Raw genomic sequence first — 22,470 nt, 5'->3', positions numbered from 1 at the left:
GGCGATCACCGTTTTGTCAGCTTGAGTTTTTCACGCACGGCAGCTGGGCCGATGATCCTGGCGCCCATGCCCTCGATCACGCCGACGGCCTTCTCGACGAGCTGTGCGTTGGTCGCCAACTGCCCCTTGCCGGCATAAAGGTTGTCCTCCAGACCGACGCGTACATTGCCGCCGGCGAGAACGGCGGCGGCCGGATAGGCGAGCGCATTGCGGCCGATCGAGAAGGCAGAAAACGTCCAATGTTTCGGCACGTTGTTGACCATGGCCATGAAGGTGTTGAGGTCGTCCGGCGCGCCCCAGGGAATGCCCATGCAGAGCTGGATCAAGACGGGATCCTCGATCAGCCCTTCTTCCACGAGCTGTTTGGCGAACCAGAGATGGCCGGTATCGAAGGCCTCGATCTCGGGGCGCACGCCGAGTGCTGTCATCTGCCGCGCCATCTCGCGCAGCATGGAGGGCGTGTTGGTCATCACGTAGTCGCCGAGGGAAAAGTTCATCGTGCCGCAATCGAGCGTGCAGATCTCCGGCAGGCATTCGGCGACATGCGCGACACGCTCGGTGGCGCCGGCCATGTCAGTACCATTCGGATTGACCGGGAAAGGCGCTTCGACATTGCCGAACACCAGGTCGCCGCCCATGCCGGCGGTGAGGTTCAGCACTACGTCGATATCCGCTGAACGGATGCGATCGGTCACTTCCTTGTAAAGTTCCCTGTTGCGGGCCGCAGCACCCGTTTCCGGGTTCCGAACATGGCAATGGACAACCGCCGCTCCGGCTTTGGCGGCGTCGATTGCGGATTCCGCGATCTGTTTCGGGGTGATTGGAACGTGGGCGGACTTGCTCACCGTATCGCCGGCGCCGGTGACGGCGCAGGTGATGAAAACGTCGCGGTTCATCTCGAGCGGCATGCTTCCCTCCTTTTTCGTCCCGTCCATTACGTGTCGGAAAAGCGAACAATGCTTTGCACAATCGGTGCCGTTCCATACATTGTCGGTGACCATGATTGCCGTGGTACGGCTCACAATGCGAGCGGGTGCATTGACCGCTTGTGTTGCTGCCGGTCGCCGATGCGACAAGCCAGCACCTCAACAATTCGCCTCGCAGTTGATGCCTATCAAAGAGCGCTGTGGCGGAAGAGCGCATAGACAAACCTGACTGATGCATGCAACTAAGCAGCGGCAGATCGATGGCACCCTGCAGGCGAAGACGCTACCGTGAAAAACCGCAGACCGCATAAATGGAGCATGATAACCGCGTTCATCGCGGCGCATGCACTCGTTGTGCAGATGCTGCTAGCGTCTCTCGGCATGGGGACCGCGCTTGCCGCGCCCCTATACGATGAATTCGGCAATCCTCTTTGCATCACGCATGTGGAAGGCCCGGCCGATAACGGCGACAGGGATCACTCTCAGGCCCTCCAATGCTGCACCCAGGCATGCAGCACGTTCACCTCACTTTTTGCGGCACCGGCTCCAGGCAATTTCCTGGTGAACCGGCTGCCTGTTGTTGCGACAAAGATTCGCATCGACGCTGAAGCGGGATTTGTGAAGCGACCGGAAACGGAACCGGGAAGGCCACGAGGTCCGCCACTCGACATTTAGTCCTTCGGTCAAGCAAGTTCCGCCTCGGGATGTCCTCGCCTAGATGACAATCCAGCCGGACCGCCCGGCCGTCCATTTCCGTATTCACTCAGACCAACAATACACGCCAAGCGCCACCGGCCGCCGGCTTGTCATCGGCCGACCGCTGTCGGCATCCATGGAGAATTCTATGTTGAAGAAGATCATTGTTACCGCTGCTGTTACCATGCTCACCAGCACCGCAGCATTTTCGCACGTCACTCTTGAGGGAAAAGAAACCCCGGTAGGAACGACCTATAAGGCAGTGCTGCGGGTACCCCACGGCTGCGAAGGCAAGCCGACAAACGTCGTGCGGGTTCAGCTTCCGGAAGGGTTTTACGCTGTCAAGCCGCAGCCCAAAGCAGGCTGGAAGCTTGAGAAGGTCAAAGGCGCCTATACCAAGGCCTACGACAATCACGGAACGCTGGTAAGCGAGGGGGTCAAGGAAGTTGTCTGGAGCGGCGGCAATCTCGGTGACGATGAATACGACGAATTTGTCGTTCGAGGCACGATCGCAGCCGACCTCACGGCTGGCGGCACCTTGTATTTTCCAGTGGTTCAGGAATGCCCGGAAGGGCTGAAGGAGCGCTGGATCGACGTTCCGGCGGAAGGCCAGAAGGCATCTGATCTGGAAATGCCCGCACCAGGCGTCAAGCTTTTGCAAAGACTGAGCAACTGACACCTGGGCATGACATTGACGATGACGTCGCTTCGAACGAAATTCCTTCCATTCAGCATTCTGCGGCAAATTGCTCTGGCGATGCTGCTATGGCTGGGCCTCGCGGCGACGGCATCCGCCCACGCTTCCTTGAATGCGACCTCGCCACGCGATGGCTCGGTCATGGCTGTATCACCCGCGGTCATAAGGCTGACGTTCAGCGAACCCGTCTCACCGACCAGCCTGAAATTGACCTTGCCCGACGGCAGACCGGTCGTTCTTGAAGCCTTCATCGTCAAGGACAAACTGGTCGAGGTCGTTCCGCCGGCGGACCTTTCGAACGGCACCCATGTGTTGTCCTGGCGGGTCGTCTCCCAGGATGGTCATCCGATCGGAGGCTCGGTTATTTTTTCGATCGGGCATCCGGGCGGGGCTTCTCCTCGGACTGGAGACATTGTGGATTGGTCCGTGCGGGCGGGTCTCTGGAGTGGCAAGGTCGGTCTCTATATCGGTCTCCTTTTCGGGATCGGGGGGACCTTAGCCGCCTCCTGGTTTGTTCAAGAATCCAGAAACGCATTGAACTTCACGGTTGCCGCTCTCTGCCTAGGCCTGGCCGGCACATTGCTCTCCGCCGGATTTCAGGGATTGGACACCGTTGGCGAACCGCTCCAACGGATCCTTGACCCGGAAGTCTGGAAAGCGGGTTTTGCAACAAGCTTCGGACGGACTGTTGTCTTCATGTTTGCGGCGCTCGCGCTTTCGGGGCTCGCGCTTGCAAGCGGTCCAAGCCGGAGTGCGCGGTGGATCTCGCTCTCGGCACTGTTCACGGCAGCCGTTGCCCTGAGCCTGAGCGGGCACGCCAGCGCTGCTGAGCCGCAATGGATCATGCGACCGGCCGTTTTCCTCCATGTGGCGGCAATATCCACCTGGGTCGGCGCCCTGCTCCCTCTCGCAGCCGAGTTCAGAAGAGGCGGCTCCGACGCCGCAATCGCGCTCCGCCGCTTCTCGAACTTCATTCCGCTTTCTGTCGCCGTGCTGCTCATTGCTGGCCTGATATTGACCTATATACAGGTTCTGAAGATCGAGGCGCTCGTCACCACAAGCTATGGATGGGTTCTTCTCATCAAGCTCGGCTTTCTCATCCTGCTCTTCGCCCTAGCCTGCATCAACAGGTGGAGGCTGACGAACCGGGCGGAACGCGGCGAGACAGCTGCCATCACGCTGCTCATACGTTCGATAGTGGCCGAAAGCCTCGTTGTGCTTCTCATACTTGGCGTTGCTGCCACCTGGCGCTTCACGCCGCCGCCGCGCTCGCTGATCCTGGAGGTGTCCGAGCCTGCGGTTGTCCATATTCACTCCACAAAGGGAATGGCGGAAATGGAGGTCACCCCTGGAAATGCCGGCCCGGTAACGGCAGCCGCAATAATCATGAAAGAGGATTTTTCCCCCCTCGATCCTCAGGAAGTGTCCTTCGTGTTTTCAAATCCGACGGCAGGAATCGAACCAATCAGACGCAAGGCCGACAGGCAGCAAGGCAACACCTGGAGTGTTACAGGTCTGGTCCTGCCCGTGGCGGGTATCTGGACCGTCAGGATCGACGTCATCATCAGCGATTTCGAGATCATGAAGCTCGAAGGCGAAGTCGAGATCAAGCCGTAGGTCAGGGCAAGCTCTTTTCTTCGCTCGAATGCGCCTTGGCCATCACCTTCCTCAGTTCATCGACGGCATTGGCGCTCGGCAGCACGTCGCCCTCCAGCTCGTCCGGCATATGCCAGCCCGGATCCACACCCTGCATGTTGGGTAATTCATGCGCGATTCCCTTGTGGCAGTCGATGCAAGTCGCCTTGCCACTCAGGAGATAGCGAGTGTGGATGTCAGCGGCGCGCTGGGTCTGCTTGGAGAGATCCATCGCCACGGATGAATGGCAATTACGGCATTCCAGGCTGTCATTCGCCTTGAGCCGATGCCATTCGTGCTGCGCCAGACGCAGCCGTTCATCGAGAAATTTCTGGCGGGTGTTGATCGTACCGAAAATCTTGCCCCATACCTCCTTCGAGGCCTGCATTTTGCGGGCAATCTTATCTGTCCATTCGTGCGGCACGTGGCAATCCGGGCAGGAAGCGCGCACGCCGGACCGATTCGAAAAATGCACCGTGCGCGTCATCTCCTCGTAAACATTGGCCCGCATTTCGTGGCATCCGGTGCAGAATTGCTCCGTATTCGTAAGTTCCAGGGCCGTATTGAAAGCTCCCCAGAAAACCACCCCTCCCACGAAACCGCCAAGCGTCAGGAATGCCAAACTCAGAGTAGCCGCGGGTGTACTGAGAATTTTCCAGACCCAGGCGGCCAGCCTTTTGATGCGTGCAATCAAGCTACTTTCCTCCCAGATGCTCGACGCCCATTTCGCTCATGTCGCGGAACGTATTGCCGACAAGCGGCTGCACCTCCGCTTGAGGCACATGGCAGGCGGTGCAGAAATAGCGCCGTGGGGAGACGTCCGCGAGCATCTGCCCCTCGCGGGTCATGTAATGGGTGACGCTGATCATCGGGGCGCCTGCGCCCTCGGTGAATTCCCGCTTGTGGCAGGAAAGACAGCGATTGGTATTGACGGAAAGCTGGTAACCTTCGATCGAATGGGGAATGACCGGCGGCTGGTCCGGGTAGGCCCGCATTTTGCGGACGTCGTCCACGTTCCATTTCGGCATCGGCTTTGCGGGAACCATGTCCATCCCGCCAGGTGGTCCCGACAATTCCCGAACCATTTGAGCGACTGCGAGATTCGTTGAGAACACTGCAGCAAAGACGGCAAGGGCGGCCAAAAAGGAACGGAGGATTATGCGACGGGGAGAATCTTCACAGCGCATTTCTTGTAGTCCGTCTGTTTCGAGATGGGATCGGTAGCGTCTAGGGTGACCTTGTTGATCAACTGACTGGCGTCGAACCATGGCACGAAGATCACGCCCGGCGGCATGCGGTTTCGCCCGCGGGTTTCCACACGCGACCGGATTTCACCCCTTCGGGAAACGATCCTGACTTCCATTCCCTGATTGAAACCACGTTTCCTGGCATCATCGGCGTTCATGAAACATCGGGCGCCAGGGAATGCCTTGTACAGTTCCGGTACGCGCATGGTCATCGAACCGGAATGCCAATGTTCCAAGACGCGACCCGTCACCAACCAGAAATCGTACTCGTTATCGGGAGATTCAGCCGGAGGCTCGTAGGGAACCGCGAGAATGACGGCCCTGCCGTCCGGACGACCGTAGAATTTTACGCCCTCCCCGGCTTTGACATAGGGATCGTAACCTTCGCGATAACGCCACTTGGTCTCCTGGCCGTTCACCACCGGCCAGCGCAGGCCGCGCTCCTGATGATATCGGTCATAGGGCGCCAGATCATGGCCATGACCCCGCCCGAAGGACGCGTATTCCTCGAACAGCCCCTTCTGGATGTAGAAGTCGAATGCATAGGCTTCGTTGTTCGGGTACGACTTGTCCACCTCGCTGAGCGGGAACTGGTCTACCTGCCCGTTCTTGAACAATACCTCGAACAATGTCTTGCCACGGTAATCGGGATGTTTGTCCAGCATTTCCGCCGGCCAGACCTCATCCGTGGTGAAGCGCTTTGAGAATTCCACCAACTGCCAGAGATCCGACCGCGCTTCACCCGGTGCCTGAACAAGCTGATGCCAGACATGGGTGCGGCGCTCGGCGTTACCGTAGGCTCCTTCCTTCTCGACCCACATCGCCGCAGGCAGGATCAGATCCGCCGACATGGCGGTGATCGTCGGGTATGCGTCGGACACCACGATGAAGTTGTCCGGATTACGGTAGCCCTGATAGGTCTCGTTCTTCGTGTTCGGTGCAGCCTGAACGTTGTTGTTGACCTGCACCCAATAAAAGCTGAGCTTCCCATCCTTGAGCATGCGGTCCTGCTGCACGGCATGGTAGCCGGGTTTATCCGGAAGAAGGCCTTCCGGCAGCTTCCAGATTTCCTCCGCATGGTGGCGGTGTTCAGGATTGGTTACCGTCATGTCGGCCGGCAACCGATGCGCGAAAGTACCGACCTCACGCGCAGTACCGCAGGCCGATGGCTGCCCGGTGAGGGAGAACGGACTATTCCCGGGTTCGGAAATCTTGCCCGTGAGAAGATGGAGATTGTAGAGCATCTGGTTTGCCCAGACGCCGCGGACGTGCTGGTTGAAGCCCATTGTCCAGAGCGACATCACCTTCCGGTTCGGGTCTGCGTAGAGGTCCGCAAGCTGCTGCAAAAACCCCGGGTCCGCGCCCGTCAGGTCTGCCACTTTTTCAAGGGTGTAGTCGGAGACGAACTTTTTGAAGGATTCGAAGTCGGTCGGCTCCATGTTGGCGGGGTTGGCCGCATTGGCCGCCTTGAGCTCCAGCGGATCTTCCGGCCGCAGGCCGTAGCCGATATTGGTCACGCCTTTCATGAAGGTCGTATGGTTCCTGACAAATTCCTCGTTGACCTTGCCGCTGGTGATGATGTGGTTAGCGATATAGTTCAGGATGGCGAGATCGGTCCCGGGCGTGAAGATGACGGGAATATCGGCAAGATCCATGCTGCGGTGAGTGAAGGTCGACAGGACGGCAACCTTGACGTGCTGATGTCCGAGCCGCCTGTCCGCAAGGCGCGTCCAGAGGATCGGATGCATCTCCGCCATATTCGAGCCCCAGAGCACGAAGGCATCCGCATTTTCGAAGTCGTCGTAACAGCCCATCGGCTCATCCATGCCGAAGGTGCGCATGAAGGCGTAGGCAGCCGACGCCATACAATGGCGGGCGTTGGGATCGAGATTGTTCGAACGGAAGCCGGCGCGCATCAACTTGGTTGCAGCATAGCCCTCGAAGATCGTCCATTGTCCGGAGCCGAACATTCCGACTGCTGTCGGCCCCTTCTCCTTCAGCACCTTCTTGCACTGATCGGCCATCACATCGAAGGCTTCGTCCCAGCTTACAGGCTCGAATTCGCCATCCTTGGCATATTTGCCGTTTCGCTTCCTCAGAAGCGGCGTCTTCAGGCGGTCTTCACCATACATGATCTTGGAGAGGAAGTAGCCCTTGATGCAATTCAGGCCACGGTTGACTTCGGCCTGCATGTCGCCGTGGGTGGCGACGACCTGGCCTTCCTTGACGCCGACCATGACCCCGCAACCCGTGCCGCAGAACCGACATGGGGCCTTCGACCACTTGATCTCCAGCGACTCTACCCCGCCAGGTACCGGCTGGGCGCCGGCCGGAAGCGCGATCCCGGCAGTCGCGGCCGCTATCCCCGCCGCATGCGCCTTGATAAGGTCACGCCGCGTCAATTCTCCGATCATCAGACATTGCCTCCACGTTTTCGGAGTGTTCGAACACCATATTGGCGGCCACCACCCCGTCGATTGCAGATATTGCCGCGAGAGACGCACCGAGCTCGCCGCTGCTGGCGCCCTCGATGACGACAACGATCTTGCCGCCCTGGATGGCGTGAACTTCCACCCTCTCCATCGCCATTAAATCCCGCACGACGCGTTCTTCGGCTTCAGGCCTCACGACGATGACGGCGCTGGAGATGTAGTGGCGGTTCGCTTTTTCAGGCATGCGTCATCCTTCGGCGCTTGCTCAAGGCCGTATTTGTCTGAAGCCTGCGGACGCAGGCACGGCGCCCGCCAGCTTGTTTGCCAGCGATCAAGGAGGGACATCGGCCGGCAAGCCCAACATCGGTTGCAAAGCCGCGCGCCGCATTACGCAAGGAGGTGGGCGAGACAGCCACCCTGCCGGTATCGGTCTTTCGCAGGGAAAATGACGCCGCAGACATCAGAACACCTCAATGACCGGGAGGTCCGGGCGGACCGGTGATAATCTGGTACATCCAAACGAGAAAGCCGTAGCCGCCCACCACTCCTACAGCCACGATGGGCCAGATGCCGAATGCCAGCACAAGGAAAGTGAGTAACTCCCTCCACCGGCTCCGGGGCAGCTCCTCGTGTTGCTGAAGGGGAAGATCAGGCACGCTCACCTCCTCTGGGGCCATCTCTTGCTCTAAGATGGATCATCGTCCGAACTCGTCAACCCAAGGTCTGCACCTATTCTCGCCGCCGCAGAAGGCGAGGCAACTATGACTGAGACTAGCGCATCGACGGTTCCGTAACTTGCGCCAGCGCAAAGACATATTGTCTGCAGCCCGGCACATCTCGCGCATGAAAGCAGATGTCACTCCTCGTCGCCACGCAAGCCTTCAGGATTTCGTCAGCTTCCTGGAAAAGCGCGGCAGTCTCAAACGGATAGCCCGCCCCGTTTCCCTGGTTCACGAAATTACCGAAATCCACCGGCGGGTGCTTGCGGACCACGGGCCTGCGCTCCTGTTCGAACAACCCGTCGACGCGTCGGGAACAACGCAGACCATCCCGCTTCTGGCAAATCTCTTCGGCACCCGCGAACGGATCGAATGGGGCCTGGGCCTTGAGGCCGGAGGGCTTCCTCAACTTGCCGCCTTCCTCGCCGAACTGCGTGAACCGAAGCCGCCGAAATCAATGCGTGACGCCTGGCAAAAACTGCCTCATTTGAGGGCCGCCTTGTCCATGAACGCGCGTCCGGTTTCTCGCGCCCTCTGCCAGCAGCTTGTCTGGCAAGGACGTGAGATCGACCTCGACCGGCTGCCGATTCAATCTTGCTGGCCGGGGGAGCCGGCTCCCCTCATCACCTGGCCGCTGGTCATCACTCACGCGCCGGACGACCCGAGCGATCTCAACGTCGGCATTTACCGCATGCAGAAGCTCGGCCGAAACCGCCTGATCGTACGCTGGCTGGCAAATCGAGGCGGCGCCCGGCATCATCGCATGTGGCAAGCGCTCGGCCGCGACATGCCGGTAGCCGTCGCGATCGGAGCCGACCCTGCGACGATCCTTGCCGCCGTCATGCCCCTTCCCGACGGGATGAGCGAACTCAGTTTTGCGGGTGTCCTGAAAGGCAGACGGCAGGAAACGACAACCGGGCTGACGGTTCCCCTTCCCGTTCCCGCGCAAGCCGAAATCGTGCTGGAAGGCACGGTCTCTGCGACCGAGGCCGCCGAAGAGGGCCCCTACGGAGACCATACCGGATATTACAACGCCGTCGAGCCGTTCCCCGTGCTTAGCCTGTCGGCCATCACCATGCGTCACCAGCCGATCTACCTCTCGACCTATACCGGCCGACCGCCGGACGAACCCTCACGGCTCGGCGAGGCCATGAACGATCTCTTTCTGCCGCTGATCAAGGGGCAGTTCCCGGAGATTGTCGACCTCTGGCTTCCCCCGGAAGCGTGTTCCTATCGCGCCATCGTCGTCTCGATCAACAAGCGATATCCGGGTCAGGCAAGGCGGATCATGATGGGATTGTGGTCGATCCTACCGCAGTTCAGCTACACCAAGCTCATCATCGCAGTGGATCCCGATATCAATGTCAGAAGCTGGCCGGACGTCGTCTGGGCGCTTTCGACGCGCTTCGACGCCAGCCGTGATCTCCTCGTCGTAGATAGAACACCGATTGATTACCTCGACTTTGCCTCCCCGCAGCCCGGACTTGGCGGCAAGCTGGGCCTGGATGCGACGAGCAAGATCGGCGCCGAAACCGAGCGGGCATGGGGCGAGGTGCTGACCATGCCTTCCGAGGTGGCCGACAGGGTCGACGCCCTGTGGGCGTCGCTGGGGCTCGACGGCAATCGTCATGACCATTGAAGGAACAGTCGATCCGCGACCGTGAAAGACGAAAGACCCAACTCGATCAACCTCAGGAGGACAAGATGACCGACCTCGCACTGGACCAGACCGTCAGTTCAATTGCCGCAACGCTGCCGGGCGCTGCAGAGCTCTTCCGCCGCCATGACATCAGCTTCTGCTGCGGTGGCAACGTACCTCTCGGCGAAGCGGCGCAAGATGCGGGCCTGGCACCCGAAGCTCTGCTGGCCGATCTTAAAGCGCTGGCGCAAGCTGCCGGGCGCGACGCGCCGTCCGAAACGAAGGAACTCATCTCTCACCTTCTGAGCCGGTATCACGCCACCCACCGGGAAGAACTCGCCTGGCTCATCCCGCTTGCCCAGAAGGTCGAGCGGGTCCACGGAAGCCATCCTTCGGCGCCGGTCGGACTTGCTGACGCTCTGGCCACGCTTCGGGACGATCTCGATGCTCATATGGCGCGGGAAGAGCAGATACTTTTCCCGATGATGCAACGGGGCGGCAGCCCGTCTATCGGGCATCCGATAGCCGAGATGCGGCATGAGCACGATGACGAAATGGAGCATCTGAAGGCCATCGAGCATGTGACGCACGGGCTCTCCCTGCCGGCCGGCGCCTGCGGCTCCTGGACGGCTCTCTATACCGGGCTGCGAAAATTTACCGACGATCTCGTCACGCACATGCATCTCGAAAACGCCGTGCTCTTTCCTCGTTTCGAGAAGGCAGAGTTGGCGGATTGACCACCCGCTCTTCGGAGTCCGTCTGGCGCTCCTTGTGGGACGCACCGCACCGTCCGCTGTTCTTTCTGGCCGGTCTTTGGGCATTCATCACACCCGGCGTCTGGTTGCTTCCAGAAAGTCTCTTGCCGGATCGGGCAAGCTGGCACCAGAACGAACTATTGTTCGGGATGGGTGGTGCGGCAGTGGGTGGTTATCTGCTGACCGCGCTACCTGCCTGGGCAAAACGGGGGCCGATTCCGCCGCCGATTTCGAAGCTCGTCACCACCCTCTGGATTGCTGCACGCGTCGTCGCTGCTTTCGACGTCATGCCCTCTCCGGCCCGCGCGCTCGGAGGCAGCATCTATTTCTTCAGTCTGGCCCTGATCCTTGGATATTATCTCCTCTTGGCCGCAGCCTTGGGCCGGCTGTGGGCCGTCTTCGCAACGGCCGCGCTTGGAACGGCTGCCGCGCTCTCCTTTTCAGGCGGAGGCTCGTGGGTGCATCTGGAAGAAATGACCGGCAATCCCTTTCTGTTCGCCATGATCATCATCATCGTGGGCGGCCGGGCCGTGCCCGCATTCACGCGCCATTGGGTCCAACAGACCGGCGATATGGCGTTCGGATGGGACTGGCCCTGGCTTTCACGCGCAGCAATCCTCACCGTTCTGGGCGCTGCCTATCTCGGCACGGTGAATCATAATACCGTGGCAGGTTCTCTTTTCGTCGTGGCGGCATTGCTTCTGTCTGCGCGGACTGCAGGGTGGTGCGGTTACAAGGCCTTTCGTTATCCGGCATTGCTCATGCTGCATATCGCGTGGATGTGGACGCCGGTCGCCTTGCTGCTCACCGGCTCATCCCTGCTCAACCCGCACTGGTTTCCACTGAAAGACGCGGTCCATGCCGTCACCATGGGCGCCATGGGTACCATGATCATGTCCATCATGATGCGGACCGCCATGGTCCGTAAGGGTCGTCAACTCGTTCTCAGTCCAGTAATGGCGGCCGCTTTCTCGCTTATCTGCCTGTCGAGCCTTCTCAGAATATTCGGGGCATCGCTTGCCCATGGAATTGTCGATCCCATTATCTCGTCGGCCGGGTGCTGGATGGCGGGCTGGGCGCTCTTCTTGTGGAGCTATCTGCCTGCATTGACAGGGCCGGTGCGGAGACCCGTCCTCAGTTCGGGACTGAGATCCGACACCGATCGGGAGTGAGCAGCCCGAACCTGCAGCCGATCAATTGCCTTTGCGGTTTTTTTAAACTGCAACCTGTGGCAGCTTCCGGAAAGCGGAAGCGGGACACCAACATGCCGCTTCCGCTCACTGAAGATATTCATGGCCGGGATGCGTAGGAATAATGGCTTACCAGAGTGCGACGTTGCCAGAGGGCGGGCCATTTGCCGACGAGCAGCATTTCGATATTCTCGTGCTGCCGGAGACGAACCTGATCCTCGTGGCCTCGGTCATCGAACCTCTTCGTGCCGCCAACCGTATTACCGGCCGCGAGCTTTATCGCTGGAAGCTTTTCTCGCCGGATGGTCGTCCTATCGAAACGAAGGCCGGCATACCCATCCCCGTCTCAGCTCCTTTCCGTCCTGCGCGCGAGACGGACCCGCTCTTTGTGCTCTCAAGCTACAGCTGGAAAAAAAGCACCACGCGCGAGCTAAAATTCCTGCTCTCGCAAACGGCACGCCATCGCTCCTTGATCGCCGGTATTGAAGCGGGCTCCTTCGTTCTGGCGGACACCAGCTTGCTCGACGGTTTTTCCGCCACCACGCATTGGGAAGACTTCGAAGATTTTTCGGCCGCCTATCCACAGGTGAACATGATCCGGGAACGCTTCGTTATCGACGGCAAACGCATCACCACCGGCGGGTCGCTGCCAACATTGGATCTGATGCTGGAGTTGATCCGGCGCTCACATGGCTATTCGCTAGCGCTCGAAGTGTCGCGTCTCTTCATCTATGAGCAGGAACGCACCCGCGGCGACCTCCTTCAGATGCCGGCGATCGGCAACATGCGGATCATCGATAGCCGCGTGCAAGCCGCCATCAGGCTGATGGAGGAAACGGTCGAGGCCCCGCTTCCCCTATCCCGGCTGGCGAGGCGGGCGGGCGTGAGCTCCCGCCATTTGCAGGACATTTTCCGCGGCACGATGGGGGTTGCACCGAGTGAACATTATCTTGCGCTGAGACTCAATGCCGCTCGCCGGAAGGTTATCGAAACTCGAGCTACTTTTGCAGACATCGCCGCCGCAACCGGTTTCAATTCCGCCTCGGCTTTTTCACGCTGCTACCGCGCCCATTATCGTGAAAGTCCGAGCGACACCCGCCGCAGGCTCAAAGCGAGGATCTGAGCGTCACTTCTTTAGGATCACCCAGAGCGCATGCACGATGCCGGGCAGCCAGCCAAGCAGGGTCAGCAGGATGTTCAACCAAAAGTGCAGACCCAGACCCACCTGCAGAAACACGCCGAGCGGTGGAAGGATGAAAGCAAGGAGAATGCGGATGATGTCCAAAAGAGTTCCTCCAAGTGGAAATTCCGCGGACAACGTTCCCCGAGGAGGAAGGTTTCAGCCGATCCTCACGTCGCCAATCCGCGGAACCTGCTTGTGCCCTCTCCGTTTCTCCGCTACCCCGCTTAAATAACCATTTCAGCAAGAAGGATCACCGCCCAGTGATGGCTGAAGATCTGCAGTCCAAGAACGCAACTTCCACGGAATGGAGGATGCAGCATCCTCGCGCTGTCTATTTCCTCAATCAGACGAGCCACGCAGTGCGGAGCCGGCTCGAATTGGGGCTCGCCTCACTGCAGATAACTCCAATCCAGTACACAGTCCTCAGTGTCATTGGCGCTCGAGACGGCCTCTCCTCGGCCGATCTCTCCCGCCGCTTCTTCGTCACGCCGCAGACGATGAACGAACTGATTGCGGGCCTACAGCGCCGCAAACTCATTGTCCGCAAGGAGGATCCGGCCAACCGCCGGATTCTCCGAATGAGTCTGACTGCGGAGGGCAAGCGGCTGGTCGAGGCATGCGATATCGCGGCCGATGCAATCGAGCGCGAGATCTTTTCCTTTCTTCCGCAAGAGACATACGAGGAGTTCCGCGATCTCTGTCGTCTGATCGCCCGCAATCTGCGCGAGCGCGATGAGGCAACAAAGCCGGAATGACGAATGCGGCGCGGCCGCAAGCGTCTGAATCCTGACCCGTTACCGAGCCACCTGCGCCCGGACATGAGAAACGCTACCTGACCTGACGTCTTCAAAGGGCTCGACCAACCGCCCTGTCATTTTCGATACGCGTGACGCAGCCGGCGAGCTTGGCCAGGAGCAGGTCGAAATCAATCGGCTTGGTCAGGTAGTCCGCCGCTCCGGCACGCAGGCCCGTCAGCACGTTTTCCTTGTCCGTCAGGGCAGTCAGCAGGATGAAGGGAATGTTGGAAAGCTCGGGGTGATTGACTTGAATTTCGGCAAGCAGTTGCTGCCCATCCATGATCGGCATGGAGATGTCGCAGATGACGATATCCGGCCAGTGGGACAAGATGACCTCAAGCCCTTCCTGCCCATTGGCAGCCTCCAGGGTCTTGAACCCGGCATCGGTCAGTTCCTCGACGATCAGCTGGCGAATGTCAGCTTCGTCATCGATGCAAAGTACGGTCATCATTGGGGCATTCCTTATGCTGCCTGTTTGACAAGATTGGCGAGAGGTCCGTCGGTTGGAAGCGCAACGGTGAACGTCGTTCCCTTACCAAGAGAGCTTTCAACGGAAACGGAGCCGCCATGAAGGTCGATAATCTGCTTGACGATATTGAGACCGATGCCGGTGCCCGCGATACCGCTCGCGCTACGGGCTCGATAGTATGGCTGGAAGAGCTTGGGCAGGTCCTCGGCATCCATGCCGATGCCGCCATCGGCAATCGACACGACCGCCATCCGGTCTTGCAACCAGGCAGTAATATGAATGTCCGGTGCCTGCGGAGCATATTTGGTGGCATTGGACAGAAGGTTTGTAATGACCTGCTCGATTGCGGCGCGATCGGCAAGAACCGTCTCTGGCAATTTAACCAGATCCCGGTGAAAGACGTGCGATTTACGGATCTCGGCTTGGCGTTCGCAACAGCTCTCAATCAAGTCCGTTAGCGAAAACCGCTCCAACTTGATCTCTGCCTTTCCGGTTTCCAGTCTGCCCGCAGACAATATGCTTTCCATAAGATCAACCATACGCAAGACTGCCGAGCGTATCTGGGCCGCTTTTTCGGCGACATAATCGGGTTTGCTGCTGGCCTTGGCGCGGGATAGGCGCTGTGCCGCGGCATCGATGACGGCAAGCGGGGTGCGAAACTCATGGGAGGCCATTGCCACGAACTGGCGCTGCAGGGCATTCACGTGACGTTCCTGGGCCAAAAGCCGGTCAAGCTCTTCCCGCTGCCGTTCGATTTCCATTGTCCGGAGCTTGACCGTCTCCTCCAGCTCGTCCCGGTGGCGCATCAACGCGAGCCGGCTTTCCGATAGATCGACGGAAGTCTTGTGCAAACCCCGACCAAGGAAGATCACCACGCCCATTGCCACGACGGCGCCGGCAAGACCGGCAGGCGCGATCTGTTCAATCAGCATCATGCCCGGACGGATCGGCTCCCAGACAAGGTATCCGAGCGGTTGCCCCGCCGTCGAGACGATCGGAACCGCCGCCAGGGACGGTGGCGACGCGCTTGCATAGTGCAATTTGTCGAGCCGTGCATAGCGGCCGATCTCACCAACGACGGCGCTGTCGAGGAATTTTACGGCAACGGTGACATATTCCTGCCCAGGAGCCAGGGACACTTTCTCCGAACTCGGTACGATCGGTCTTGCGCTGACAACGGCGGGATGGCCGTCGATGTTGACGATCTTGGTCTCGAAAATTTCGGCGATTTCCGGTTGAGCAACATCTTCCTGGCTGGCCCGCTTGCGCAGGACTAGACGAATGGCGTCCCTCAGCGCGGTCACCGACTCGGCATCATTGAGGAATGTGGGAACCGGGATATCCTTGCCGTCCCGCACAACATAAGCCAGTTCGTCCTGCGGATTGAACACATAGGTCCGGTCATGGCCGAAATATTGATGCATCCAAATGCCGAGATTGTAGGAAACCCATTCGCGCGGCCCGGTGGGGGCGAAAAGCACGGCATCATCCCAGGTGGTGACGCTTTCCAACTCCCGCGCCACGGCCCTCACCTGCTCATCAAGGCCTTGCTTGACGAAGTCCTTCTGCCGCTCCATGGCGATGTCGTCGACCTTTGTCGATGCAAGCCAGGCAAAGCCTGCGATGAGAACCGCAGCCAATGCCGTCAACAATGTGAGCACGAATGTGACGTGCGATTTGATCCGATTGTCCTGCTGCATGTCCGCCGCTTTTGTTTCGACGCATCATTCATCCCAAAATATTACATTATCCTAAACTTTGAATGCTAAGGTTGAGCATGCATCCGACTCCAGCCACCGGTTTAGGATCAGGATGAGGCATCTGTCACACCGCAGGATGGACGTTTGCTCGCGGTGCTGGGCTACAGCCAGGAAGCTGGCCCTTTCGGCAAACGCCCTTCCGGATCGATGACCTCGATTTTGGGAAGTCCCGCACCGTTCCAGCGCCAAAGCGCGACGCAGGTGCCCCCGGGCGACATGAAGGACGGATAGACGACGCCGTCAAACCCCAATCCCATCAACCTTCCCCTGAGGGCGTGGGTCGCCGGCAGCCGCCCGGCATCCAGGTCGGCCCGCCATTCGCATCGATGTATGGTCTCTTCGATATCGAATTCCGCCAGGGTTTCGGAATTGTTGAGGTCGGCCAATCGCGCGCCCTCTAGCCGCAGTTGAGCGATCAGGGCCGGGTGCTGGACGAACCCCTGATTGTATTCGGCCCATGCAGTCGACAGTTCGAGCGCAGCGTAGATGGCCGGCGCTCCGACGGGATTCCAGCGCCCGCCAAAACGCGCCGCTCCCTCCCCGGAAAGCGGTGCATGGGCCCAGCGCGGCACATAAGCCCGCCACAGCACCAAAGGGGCAGAACCGGCGTCAGGCATAGACGCCGGAACGCACCGCTTCCAGATAGGCGAGAACCTTGTCCGCCTTGCCCTCGCCCACCAGGTCATAGGCGGTCTTGCCGGCCCATCCCGGGATGGGCTGATGCTTGAACCAGATCGCCGCGCGGTTTTCGTCTCCCGCCATCTCGCTCGCCATCGCGAGAATGCGGACAACGGGGCTCAACGCAGCATCCACCTTACGGGCTCCGCTCTTGGCCGTCAGAGTGTTGCGGGCGACACCGATCAACTTTGCCAACTCGGCGTGACTGACGCCCAGCAGATCAGACACCCGCCGCGGCGAAAGGAATGAAGATTGCGGAGCACCAAAGGACGCCGCCCCGACTTCAAAGGCATGGGCAGACATTGAGCGCATTCCTTTCAAAATTTGACATCTTGTGGATCAATATGAGGAAAAAATGTTTCCGTTTCAAGATCAGTGTTCCCCTCCATCGGCCAATCAAAAGGAGTTGAGTTTTACGGATCGACAAGAGACCCTAGATAAGGCTGGGCTGGCCAGGAGGATTCCGTTTTGCAGTTTCACCATCTCGTTGCGCCCATCGTCGTGCTTCTGGCTCTTTGTTCGCCGGTTTCTGCACAACAGCAGCCGAACGCGGATGATCCCCGCCAACCTAGCCACTCGACGGAACAAGGCGCCGCCGGCGGTATATTCAGTTTGATCCCGGCTGACGCAACGAAGGAACTCCTGTTCAAGGGGCGTTCCGGAGAGGTCCCATATACCACAACGGCCGGTACACTTGATCTCTTTAGTCAGGACGGCACCCGTTCCGCAAAGATCTTCTACACCGCCTATGTCGCCAAGAACGGCACCTCGGACCGCCCGCTCACCTTCGTGTTCAATGGCGGTCCCGGCGCGTCTTCCGCCTATCTCCATCTGGGTCTCGTCGGCCCGCGGATCCTCGAATTCGGTGAGACCGGCGACAACGGCACAACGCCCGCCCTCAAGGACAATCCGGAAAGCTGGCTTGCATTTACCGATCTGGTGCTGATCGACCCAGTCGGTACCGGCTGGAGCCGCCCCGCCAGCGACGACGCCGCAAAAAGCTTTTACGGCGTTCGCCAAGACGCCGACAGTTTAGCCAAAGTCATTGCTCTCTATGTCCAGAAGAACAATAGGCTCGAAGCGCCGAAATACCTGCTGGGCGAAAGCTATGGAGGCTTTCGTGCCGCCAAGGTGGCTGTTTCGCTGAAGAATACGCAAGGGATACTGACCTCCGGCATCATCATGCTGTCGCCGATGATCGAAGGTCGTTTCCTCGCCAATTCGGACGACCCCTTAAGCGCGGCGCTGCAGCTTCCCTCGCTTGCGGCAGCCGAGCTCGAGCGAAAAAACGCCTTTACCCCGGACAGGCTGATCGAAGTCGAACGGTTTGCGATGCATGACTATCTTGCTTCGCTCGCGGGCCCCTTTCCCACCGGGCCGGCTGCGGATTCCCTTTATAGCCGGGTTGCGGAGCTTACCGGCATTTCGAAGGAGGCCATTGCCCGCACACGCGGCTTCGTCGGTGACATCTATGCCAAGCAGATGGCAGGCGAAAGCCGGATCGTCAGCCCTTATGACGCATCTTACGCGGTACCTGATGCCTATCCTGAAGACGTCTACAGCCGTAATGACGATCCGATACTGGATGGTTATACGCGTGCCTACGGCTCTGCATTCGCCGCCTATGCGCGTAATGAACTGGGCTTTGCGAGCGACATGACCTACAGTCTTCTGAACGAGGAGGTGAACCGCCGCTGGGAATGGAACGGCGGGCAAAGGGGAGATAGCCGCACTCTCGCCAGCGCCTCAACCGATATTCGCGATTTGCTCTCGACCATCTCCACTTTCCGGTTGATGATCGCCCACGGTTACAGCGACGCGCTGACGCCTTATGGCGCCAGTCGCTATGTCATCGACCACCTTCCGCCAGCGCTTGCGGCAGGCAGGACGGAGCTTCAGCTATATCGGGGCGGCCATATGTTTTACACGCGTCCCGATTCCCGACAGAGTTTCGCGACGAATGTAAGAGCCTTCTATGAGGCTAAACCGTCCAATTGAGGATGCACCCCACCCAAAGACGCGAGGAGGCCGGAATGTCAGAGGCATTGGTGAATGTCAGATATATGGTCGATGATGTGGAAGCCTCCGTACGGTGGTACACGGAGAGTTTCGGGTTCACGCTGCTTACCGCTCATCCGCCGGCCTTTGCCGACGTGAAGCTGGGTGCATTACGGCTCTTGCTCAGTGGCCGGACAAGTTCAGCGGGGCGGCCTATGCCGGACGGGGAATTGCCACGTCCCGGAGGCTGGAACCGCATTCATCTCGTCGTCGGCGATCTCGCCCAGGAGGTGGCGCGGCTTACTGCAGCCGGAGTCAATTTCCGCAACGACATCGTGACGGGGCCGGGAGGCTCGCAGATTCTGGCGGTCGATCCCTCGGGAAATCTGGTCGAGCTGTTTCAGCCCGCCTGACATCGATGCGGTCGAGCCTCCGCTTCTCGCCAAGGCTTAGGGACGTTCCTCCCCTCCCTTTCGGGAAGGGAAATCCAAAAAATCAGGCTCGCTCCAGCGCTACGGCAATTCCCTGCCCGACGCCGATGCACATCGTGGCCAAGGCGTATCTGCCCTTGCGGATGGACAGTTCCAGCGCGGCCGTACCGGAAATGCGGGCGCCCGACATGCCAAGCGGATGACCAAGGGCAATCGCGCCGCCATTGGGGTTGATATGATCAGCATCCTCCGCAAGCCCGAGTTCGCGCAGAACAGCAATTCCCTGGCTCGCGAAGGCCTCGTTCAACTCGATCACGTCGAAATCTTTCGGTGTCAGCTTCAAGAGCGCGCAAAGCTTCTGCGTTGCAGGTGCCGGTCCGATCCCCATGACGCGAGGGGGAACGCCGGCGGTCGCACCACCCATGATCCGCGCGATCGGCGTGAGGCCATATTTCCTCGCTGCGGCTTCCGAAGCGATAATCAGCGCTGCCGCCCCGTCATTGACGCCGGACGCGTTGCCCGCAGTCACCGTGCCGCCCTCGATCTTGTTGACCGGTTTCAGTCTGGCGAGCGCCTCGATCGAGGTCGTACGCGGATGTTCGTCCTTGCCGACGACAACCGGGTCACCTTTTCTCTGCGGTACAGTGACTGGGGTAATTTCCTTGCTCAGGCGCCCGTTTTCCTGCGCGGCAGCCGCTTTCGCCTGCGAACGCACTGCAAATGCGTCCTGGTCCTCGCGGGAAATCTTGTAATCGATTGCCACATTGTCGCCGGTCTCCGGCATGGAATCGACGCCATACTGCTTCTTCATCAACGGGTTGACGAAGCGCCAGCCGATCGTCGTGTCGTAAATCTCGGCATTGCGGGAAAAGGCAGTCTCCGCCTTCGGCATCACGAAGGGGGCCCGGCTCATGCTTTCCACCCCGCCGGCAATCATCAATTCCGCCTCGCCCGCCTTGATAGCGCGGGCAGCAGTGATCACGGCATCCATGCCTGAGCCGCATAGTCTGTTCATCGTCGTCCCGGTCAACGAAACCGGCAGTCCGGCGAGCAGAACCGCCATTCGGGCAACATTGCGGTTGTCTTCACCCGCCTGATTGGCGCAGCCGTAAATCACGTCGCTGACAGCCTCCCAGTCGACCGAACCATTGCGCTCCATCAGGCTCTTCAGTGGGATAGCGGCAAGATCGTCAGCACGGACGGAGGAAAGCGAGCCACCGAAGCGGCCAATGGGAGTGCGGATATAGTCGCAGATAAACGCTTCAGTCATCATCTCTTCCTAGAGTTCAGGCACGACGAGATCGCCTACAGGCCCCTCGATATGAAGCTGTGCGCCGGTCATTGCCTGCAATTCGTCCACGGTCATGCCGGCTAGCTTTTCGCGCAGGACGAAATGGCCGCCTACCACGTCGACGACGGCATGGCTCGTGTAGACACGGGTTATGCAGGCAACCCCGGTTAGAGGGAACGTACATTTTTCGACCAGCTTCGGCTCACCGTTTTTTGTGACATGTTCGGTGATCACCGACACCTGCTTTGCGCCATGGACAAGATCCATGGCCCCACCGACGGCTGGCACCCCCTTTGAACCGACCCGCCAATTGGCAAGGTCCCCGTTCTGAGCGACCTGGAGAGCGCCGAGAATTGCAACGTCGAGATGGCCGCCGCGCACCATGGCGAAACTATCGGCATGATGGAAGAAAGCTGCGCCCGGTTTCAGCGTTACCGCCTTTTTCCCTGCATTGATGAGGTCCCAGTCTTCCTGACCGGCGGCGGGCGCTTCGCCGAAATTCAGGATACCGTTCTCCGTATGGAAGATCGCCTGCCGCCCCGGCGGCTGGTAACGGGCCACCATTTCCGGGAAACCGATCCCGAGATTGACATAGGCACCATCGGCAATATCCTGAGCTGCACGCCAGGCGATCTGGGCGTTGGAAAGCTTGATATCTTCCCGTGTATTGATACGGCTTGTATCGACGGTCATAGGTAGACCACTCCGGCTCGAATGAGTTCTTCTTCTTGCTGGGGATTTTCCACCTCGACGACCCGATCCACGAAGATGCCGGGCGTGACCACATGCTCGGGATCGATTTCGCCAGCCTGCACTATCTTCGAGACCTGCACGATCGTCTTGGCAGCCGCCATACACATCAGCGGATTGAAGTTGCGGGCGGCCTTGTTGTAGGTCAGGTTGCCGTAGGTGTCGCCGAAATGCCCCTTGACGATCGCGAAATCAGCCTTCAGCCAGCGCTCCTGTACGTAATGTCGACCGTCAAATTCGGCGATTACCTTGCCTTGGGCAAGCTCGGTCCCGTAAGCGGTCGGCGTATAGAAGGCCGGAATACCTGCGCCGCCGGCGCGAATGCGTTCGGCGAGCGTACCTTGCGGCACCAGTTCGAGCTCGATCTCGCCGGCAAGATACTTACCCGTGAAAGCGCGCGGATCGGACGATTTGGGAAACGAGCAGATCATCTTCCTGACCATGCCCGCGTCGATCATTGCCGCAATGCCGATCCGCCCGTTGCCGGCATTGTTGTTGACCACGGTGAGGTTCTTCGGCCTCTTGTCTATCAAGGCGTGAATGAGCTCTATCGGCGCGCCGGAACCGCCGAAACCACCGATCATGACGGTCGCGCCGTCATGGATTTCGGAAACGGCTTCCGCCAGGCTCCCGACTGTTTTGTCCATCTTGGTCTCTCTCCCATGGATCTGAGATGCCGCATTAAGGTCTGGGAGGGGCCAGAGGTCAACATGATTGTGCGATATTTGATGTTTGTTCATATATCGCACAGATGAGACGGACAACTGGTCGATTGCCAATTTCCAGGTGCACCGCCTCGCCCGAATACCCGCCGGCAGCGCAGACAGACGCTCGCTGTCAACCGGTGATGAGGAATCCGCTCGGTGTCTCCGCCAGTTCAGTCCGCTGCGTCTCAATACGGGAGACTGAGGCCCCGGAAGGCCCGAGCCTGAAGCGTTCGATCATGGTCGAGATCGCACTGCCGGATCCTGAAATCAAAGCGGCTACAGACCCATCCGTTTCGTTGCGAACCCAGCCTGTCAGACCTAGCTTCATTGCTTCGTTGCGTGTCCAGACACGGTAACCGACCCCTTGCACCATGCCCGTTATCCGCACCAGGACCGCCTCACGATCATCAGGCATAGCCGCCTCCCATCCGACAACGATTGTCAAAACGGAGGCTGGGCGGGCGGCAAGA

At 59.5% G+C, this 22,470-nt stretch carries 25 protein-coding genes; 10 read left to right on the top strand and 15 right to left on the bottom strand.

Translation table 11 applies throughout. The annotated features are described in order from the left end of the window. Window positions 1-5: 5 nt before the first annotated feature. A complete protein-coding gene (locus EDE09_RS10950; protein ID WP_112798028.1) occupies window positions 6-908 on the bottom strand; it encodes a 3-keto-5-aminohexanoate cleavage protein in 903 nt (300 codons plus the stop codon). 336 nt (window positions 909-1,244) lie between these two features. On the opposite strand from EDE09_RS10950, the gene EDE09_RS10945 reads away from it, so the two are divergent. From EDE09_RS10945 to EDE09_RS10935, 3 genes are all read left to right on the top strand, one after another. Then, window positions 1,245-1,601: a hypothetical protein gene (locus tag EDE09_RS10945; protein ID WP_112797853.1), complete on the top strand. Its 357-nt coding sequence runs from the start codon at window positions 1,245-1,247 to the stop codon at window positions 1,599-1,601. 169 nt (window positions 1,602-1,770) lie between these two features. Then, a complete protein-coding gene (locus EDE09_RS10940) occupies window positions 1,771-2,298 on the top strand; it encodes a YcnI family protein (protein WP_112797851.1) in 528 nt (175 codons plus the stop codon). A 9-nt stretch (window positions 2,299-2,307) separates the two neighbouring features. Beyond that, a complete protein-coding gene (locus EDE09_RS10935; RefSeq protein ID WP_348631313.1) occupies window positions 2,308-3,936 on the top strand; it encodes a copper resistance CopC/CopD family protein in 1,629 nt (542 codons plus the stop codon). A gap of 1 nt (window position 3,937) precedes the next feature. On the opposite strand, the gene EDE09_RS10930 is transcribed toward EDE09_RS10935, so the two are convergent. From EDE09_RS10930 to napE, 5 genes are all read right to left on the bottom strand, one after another. After that, window positions 3,938-4,645, bottom strand: coding sequence for a NapC/NirT family cytochrome c (locus tag EDE09_RS10930; RefSeq protein WP_132410437.1), 708 nt, complete (start codon window positions 4,643-4,645; stop codon window positions 3,938-3,940). Between the two features lie 4 nt (window positions 4,646-4,649). Further along, window positions 4,650-5,141, bottom strand: a complete 492-nt coding sequence (locus tag EDE09_RS10925) for a nitrate reductase cytochrome c-type subunit (RefSeq protein ID WP_105371124.1) — start codon at window positions 5,139-5,141, stop codon at window positions 4,650-4,652. Beyond that, window positions 5,111-7,615, bottom strand: a complete 2,505-nt coding sequence (gene napA / locus EDE09_RS10920; RefSeq protein ID WP_112797849.1) for a periplasmic nitrate reductase subunit alpha — start codon at window positions 7,613-7,615, stop codon at window positions 5,111-5,113. Before napA ends, EDE09_RS10925 begins: the two co-directional genes overlap by 31 nt. Further along, on the bottom strand, window positions 7,590-7,877 hold the full coding sequence (locus EDE09_RS10915; protein WP_105371126.1) for a chaperone NapD: 288 nt from the start codon (window positions 7,875-7,877) through the stop codon (window positions 7,590-7,592). The genes napA and EDE09_RS10915 overlap by 26 nt, the downstream gene beginning before the upstream one ends. 226 nt (window positions 7,878-8,103) lie before the next feature. Further along, complete coding sequence (gene napE, locus EDE09_RS10910; protein ID WP_105371128.1) at window positions 8,104-8,310, bottom strand: periplasmic nitrate reductase, NapE protein; 207 nt, start codon at window positions 8,308-8,310, stop codon at window positions 8,104-8,106. Window positions 8,311-8,476: 166 nt separating this feature from the next. Between napE and EDE09_RS10905 the strand changes: the two genes are divergently transcribed. The 4 genes from EDE09_RS10905 (at window position 8,477) to EDE09_RS10890 (ending at window position 13,059) form a co-directional block, all read left to right on the top strand. Continuing rightward, on the top strand, window positions 8,477-9,991 hold the full coding sequence (locus EDE09_RS10905; protein ID WP_132410369.1) for a UbiD family decarboxylase: 1,515 nt from the start codon (window positions 8,477-8,479) through the stop codon (window positions 9,989-9,991). A 65-nt stretch (window positions 9,992-10,056) separates the two neighbouring features. Further along, window positions 10,057-10,728 carry an iron-sulfur cluster repair di-iron protein gene (ric, locus tag EDE09_RS10900; protein WP_132410367.1) on the top strand — a complete coding sequence of 224 codons (672 nt, stop codon included), beginning with the start codon at window positions 10,057-10,059 and terminating at the stop codon, window positions 10,726-10,728. Further along, entirely contained in the window at window positions 10,725-11,918 is a 1,194-nt protein-coding gene (locus tag EDE09_RS10895) for an NnrS family protein (protein ID WP_132410365.1), read from the top strand. The genes ric and EDE09_RS10895 overlap by 4 nt, the downstream gene beginning before the upstream one ends. Before the next feature lie 142 nt (window positions 11,919-12,060). Beyond that, the gene (locus EDE09_RS10890) at window positions 12,061-13,059 is read left to right on the top strand and encodes a GlxA family transcriptional regulator (RefSeq protein WP_112797839.1); all 999 of its coding nucleotides are present in this window, start codon (window positions 12,061-12,063) and stop codon (window positions 13,057-13,059) included. A gap of 3 nt (window positions 13,060-13,062) precedes the next feature. On the opposite strand, the gene EDE09_RS10885 is transcribed toward EDE09_RS10890, so the two are convergent. Then, window positions 13,063-13,221, bottom strand: a complete 159-nt coding sequence (locus EDE09_RS10885; protein ID WP_105371133.1) for a YqaE/Pmp3 family membrane protein — start codon at window positions 13,219-13,221, stop codon at window positions 13,063-13,065. A 161-nt stretch (window positions 13,222-13,382) separates the two neighbouring features. Here EDE09_RS10885 and EDE09_RS10880 point away from each other — a divergent pair, with 161 nt between their 5' ends. Continuing rightward, on the top strand, window positions 13,383-13,874 hold the full coding sequence (locus EDE09_RS10880; RefSeq protein WP_132410363.1) for a MarR family transcriptional regulator: 492 nt from the start codon (window positions 13,383-13,385) through the stop codon (window positions 13,872-13,874). Between the two features lie 91 nt (window positions 13,875-13,965). On the opposite strand, the gene EDE09_RS10875 is transcribed toward EDE09_RS10880, so the two are convergent. From EDE09_RS10875 to EDE09_RS10860, 4 genes are all read right to left on the bottom strand, one after another. Further along, the gene (locus EDE09_RS10875; protein WP_105371135.1) at window positions 13,966-14,367 is read right to left on the bottom strand and encodes a response regulator; all 402 of its coding nucleotides are present in this window, start codon (window positions 14,365-14,367) and stop codon (window positions 13,966-13,968) included. 11 nt (window positions 14,368-14,378) lie between these two features. Next, window positions 14,379-16,085 carry an ATP-binding protein gene (locus tag EDE09_RS10870; protein ID WP_105371136.1) on the bottom strand — a complete coding sequence of 569 codons (1,707 nt, stop codon included), beginning with the start codon at window positions 16,083-16,085 and terminating at the stop codon, window positions 14,379-14,381. Between the two features lie 161 nt (window positions 16,086-16,246). Continuing rightward, entirely contained in the window at window positions 16,247-16,762 is a 516-nt protein-coding gene (locus tag EDE09_RS10865) for an RES domain-containing protein (RefSeq protein WP_105371137.1), read from the bottom strand. Next, on the bottom strand, window positions 16,755-17,126 hold the full coding sequence (locus EDE09_RS10860; RefSeq protein WP_112797837.1) for an antitoxin Xre/MbcA/ParS toxin-binding domain-containing protein: 372 nt from the start codon (window positions 17,124-17,126) through the stop codon (window positions 16,755-16,757). The genes EDE09_RS10865 and EDE09_RS10860 overlap by 8 nt, the downstream gene beginning before the upstream one ends. A 165-nt stretch (window positions 17,127-17,291) precedes the next feature. On the opposite strand from EDE09_RS10860, the gene EDE09_RS10855 reads away from it, so the two are divergent. Then, on the top strand, window positions 17,292-18,821 hold the full coding sequence (locus EDE09_RS10855; RefSeq protein ID WP_245505116.1) for a carboxypeptidase: 1,530 nt from the start codon (window positions 17,292-17,294) through the stop codon (window positions 18,819-18,821). 35 nt (window positions 18,822-18,856) lie between these two features. Then, the gene (locus EDE09_RS10850; protein WP_132410361.1) at window positions 18,857-19,234 is read left to right on the top strand and encodes a VOC family protein; all 378 of its coding nucleotides are present in this window, start codon (window positions 18,857-18,859) and stop codon (window positions 19,232-19,234) included. Window positions 19,235-19,316: 82 nt separating this feature from the next. Here the strand turns inward: EDE09_RS10850 and pcaF are convergent, their stop codons facing one another. The 4 genes from pcaF to EDE09_RS10830 all read right to left on the bottom strand — a co-directional run bounded on the left by pcaF (window position 19,317) and on the right by EDE09_RS10830 (window position 22,415). Continuing rightward, on the bottom strand, window positions 19,317-20,522 hold the full coding sequence (pcaF, locus tag EDE09_RS10845; protein ID WP_132410359.1) for a 3-oxoadipyl-CoA thiolase: 1,206 nt from the start codon (window positions 20,520-20,522) through the stop codon (window positions 19,317-19,319). 9 nt (window positions 20,523-20,531) lie between these two features. Then, window positions 20,532-21,236 (bottom strand): CoA transferase subunit B, encoded by a 705-nt coding sequence (locus tag EDE09_RS10840; protein WP_132410357.1) that lies wholly within the window; start codon window positions 21,234-21,236, stop codon window positions 20,532-20,534. After that, window positions 21,233-21,940, bottom strand: coding sequence for a 3-oxoacid CoA-transferase subunit A (locus EDE09_RS10835; RefSeq protein ID WP_132410355.1), 708 nt, complete (start codon window positions 21,938-21,940; stop codon window positions 21,233-21,235). Before EDE09_RS10835 ends, EDE09_RS10840 begins: the two co-directional genes overlap by 4 nt. A 190-nt stretch (window positions 21,941-22,130) precedes the next feature. Next, a complete protein-coding gene (locus EDE09_RS10830) occupies window positions 22,131-22,415 on the bottom strand; it encodes an acylphosphatase (protein ID WP_112797829.1) in 285 nt (94 codons plus the stop codon). Between the last annotated feature and the right edge of the window lie 55 nt (window positions 22,416-22,470).

The sequence above is a fragment of the Neorhizobium sp. S3-V5DH genome (assembly GCF_004343065.1).
GTDB classification, from domain to species: Bacteria; Pseudomonadota; Alphaproteobacteria; order Rhizobiales; family Rhizobiaceae; genus Neorhizobium; species Neorhizobium huautlense.
The sequence above is the reverse complement of the archived record's forward strand: the minus strand, read 5'-3'. Positions and strand labels throughout refer to the sequence as shown.

What these genes read in the sequence shown, in the direction of transcription:
- EDE09_RS10950 (WP_112798028.1), bottom strand. Translation starts at nt 908, where the DNA reads ATGCCGCTCGAGATGAACCGCGACGTTTTCATCACCTGCGCCGTCACC.
- EDE09_RS10945 (WP_112797853.1), top strand. Translation starts at nt 1,245, where the DNA reads ATGATAACCGCGTTCATCGCGGCGCATGCACTCGTTGTGCAGATGCTG.
- EDE09_RS10940 (WP_112797851.1), top strand. Translation starts at nt 1,771, where the DNA reads ATGTTGAAGAAGATCATTGTTACCGCTGCTGTTACCATGCTCACCAGC.
- EDE09_RS10935 (WP_348631313.1), top strand. Translation starts at nt 2,308, where the DNA reads ATGACATTGACGATGACGTCGCTTCGAACGAAATTCCTTCCATTCAGC.
- EDE09_RS10925 (WP_105371124.1), bottom strand. Translation starts at nt 5,141, where the DNA reads ATGCGCTGTGAAGATTCTCCCCGTCGCATAATCCTCCGTTCCTTTTTG.
- napA (WP_112797849.1), bottom strand. Translation starts at nt 7,615, where the DNA reads ATGATCGGAGAATTGACGCGGCGTGACCTTATCAAGGCGCATGCGGCG.
- EDE09_RS10915 (WP_105371126.1), bottom strand. Translation starts at nt 7,877, where the DNA reads ATGCCTGAAAAAGCGAACCGCCACTACATCTCCAGCGCCGTCATCGTC.
- napE (WP_105371128.1), bottom strand. Translation starts at nt 8,310, where the DNA reads ATGGCCCCAGAGGAGGTGAGCGTGCCTGATCTTCCCCTTCAGCAACAC.
- EDE09_RS10905 (WP_132410369.1), top strand. Translation starts at nt 8,477, where the DNA reads ATGAAAGCAGATGTCACTCCTCGTCGCCACGCAAGCCTTCAGGATTTC.
- ric (WP_132410367.1), top strand. Translation starts at nt 10,057, where the DNA reads ATGACCGACCTCGCACTGGACCAGACCGTCAGTTCAATTGCCGCAACG.
- EDE09_RS10890 (WP_112797839.1), top strand. Translation starts at nt 12,061, where the DNA reads ATGGCTTACCAGAGTGCGACGTTGCCAGAGGGCGGGCCATTTGCCGAC.
- EDE09_RS10880 (WP_132410363.1), top strand. Translation starts at nt 13,383, where the DNA reads ATGGCTGAAGATCTGCAGTCCAAGAACGCAACTTCCACGGAATGGAGG.
- EDE09_RS10875 (WP_105371135.1), bottom strand. Translation starts at nt 14,367, where the DNA reads ATGATGACCGTACTTTGCATCGATGACGAAGCTGACATTCGCCAGCTG.
- EDE09_RS10870 (WP_105371136.1), bottom strand. Translation starts at nt 16,085, where the DNA reads ATGCAGCAGGACAATCGGATCAAATCGCACGTCACATTCGTGCTCACA.
- EDE09_RS10865 (WP_105371137.1), bottom strand. Translation starts at nt 16,762, where the DNA reads ATGCCTGACGCCGGTTCTGCCCCTTTGGTGCTGTGGCGGGCTTATGTG.
- EDE09_RS10860 (WP_112797837.1), bottom strand. Translation starts at nt 17,126, where the DNA reads ATGTCTGCCCATGCCTTTGAAGTCGGGGCGGCGTCCTTTGGTGCTCCG.
- EDE09_RS10850 (WP_132410361.1), top strand. Translation starts at nt 18,857, where the DNA reads ATGTCAGAGGCATTGGTGAATGTCAGATATATGGTCGATGATGTGGAA.
- pcaF (WP_132410359.1), bottom strand. Translation starts at nt 20,522, where the DNA reads ATGACTGAAGCGTTTATCTGCGACTATATCCGCACTCCCATTGGCCGC.
- EDE09_RS10840 (WP_132410357.1), bottom strand. Translation starts at nt 21,236, where the DNA reads ATGACCGTCGATACAAGCCGTATCAATACACGGGAAGATATCAAGCTT.
- EDE09_RS10835 (WP_132410355.1), bottom strand. Translation starts at nt 21,940, where the DNA reads ATGGACAAAACAGTCGGGAGCCTGGCGGAAGCCGTTTCCGAAATCCAT.
- EDE09_RS10830 (WP_112797829.1), bottom strand. Translation starts at nt 22,415, where the DNA reads ATGCCTGATGATCGTGAGGCGGTCCTGGTGCGGATAACGGGCATGGTG.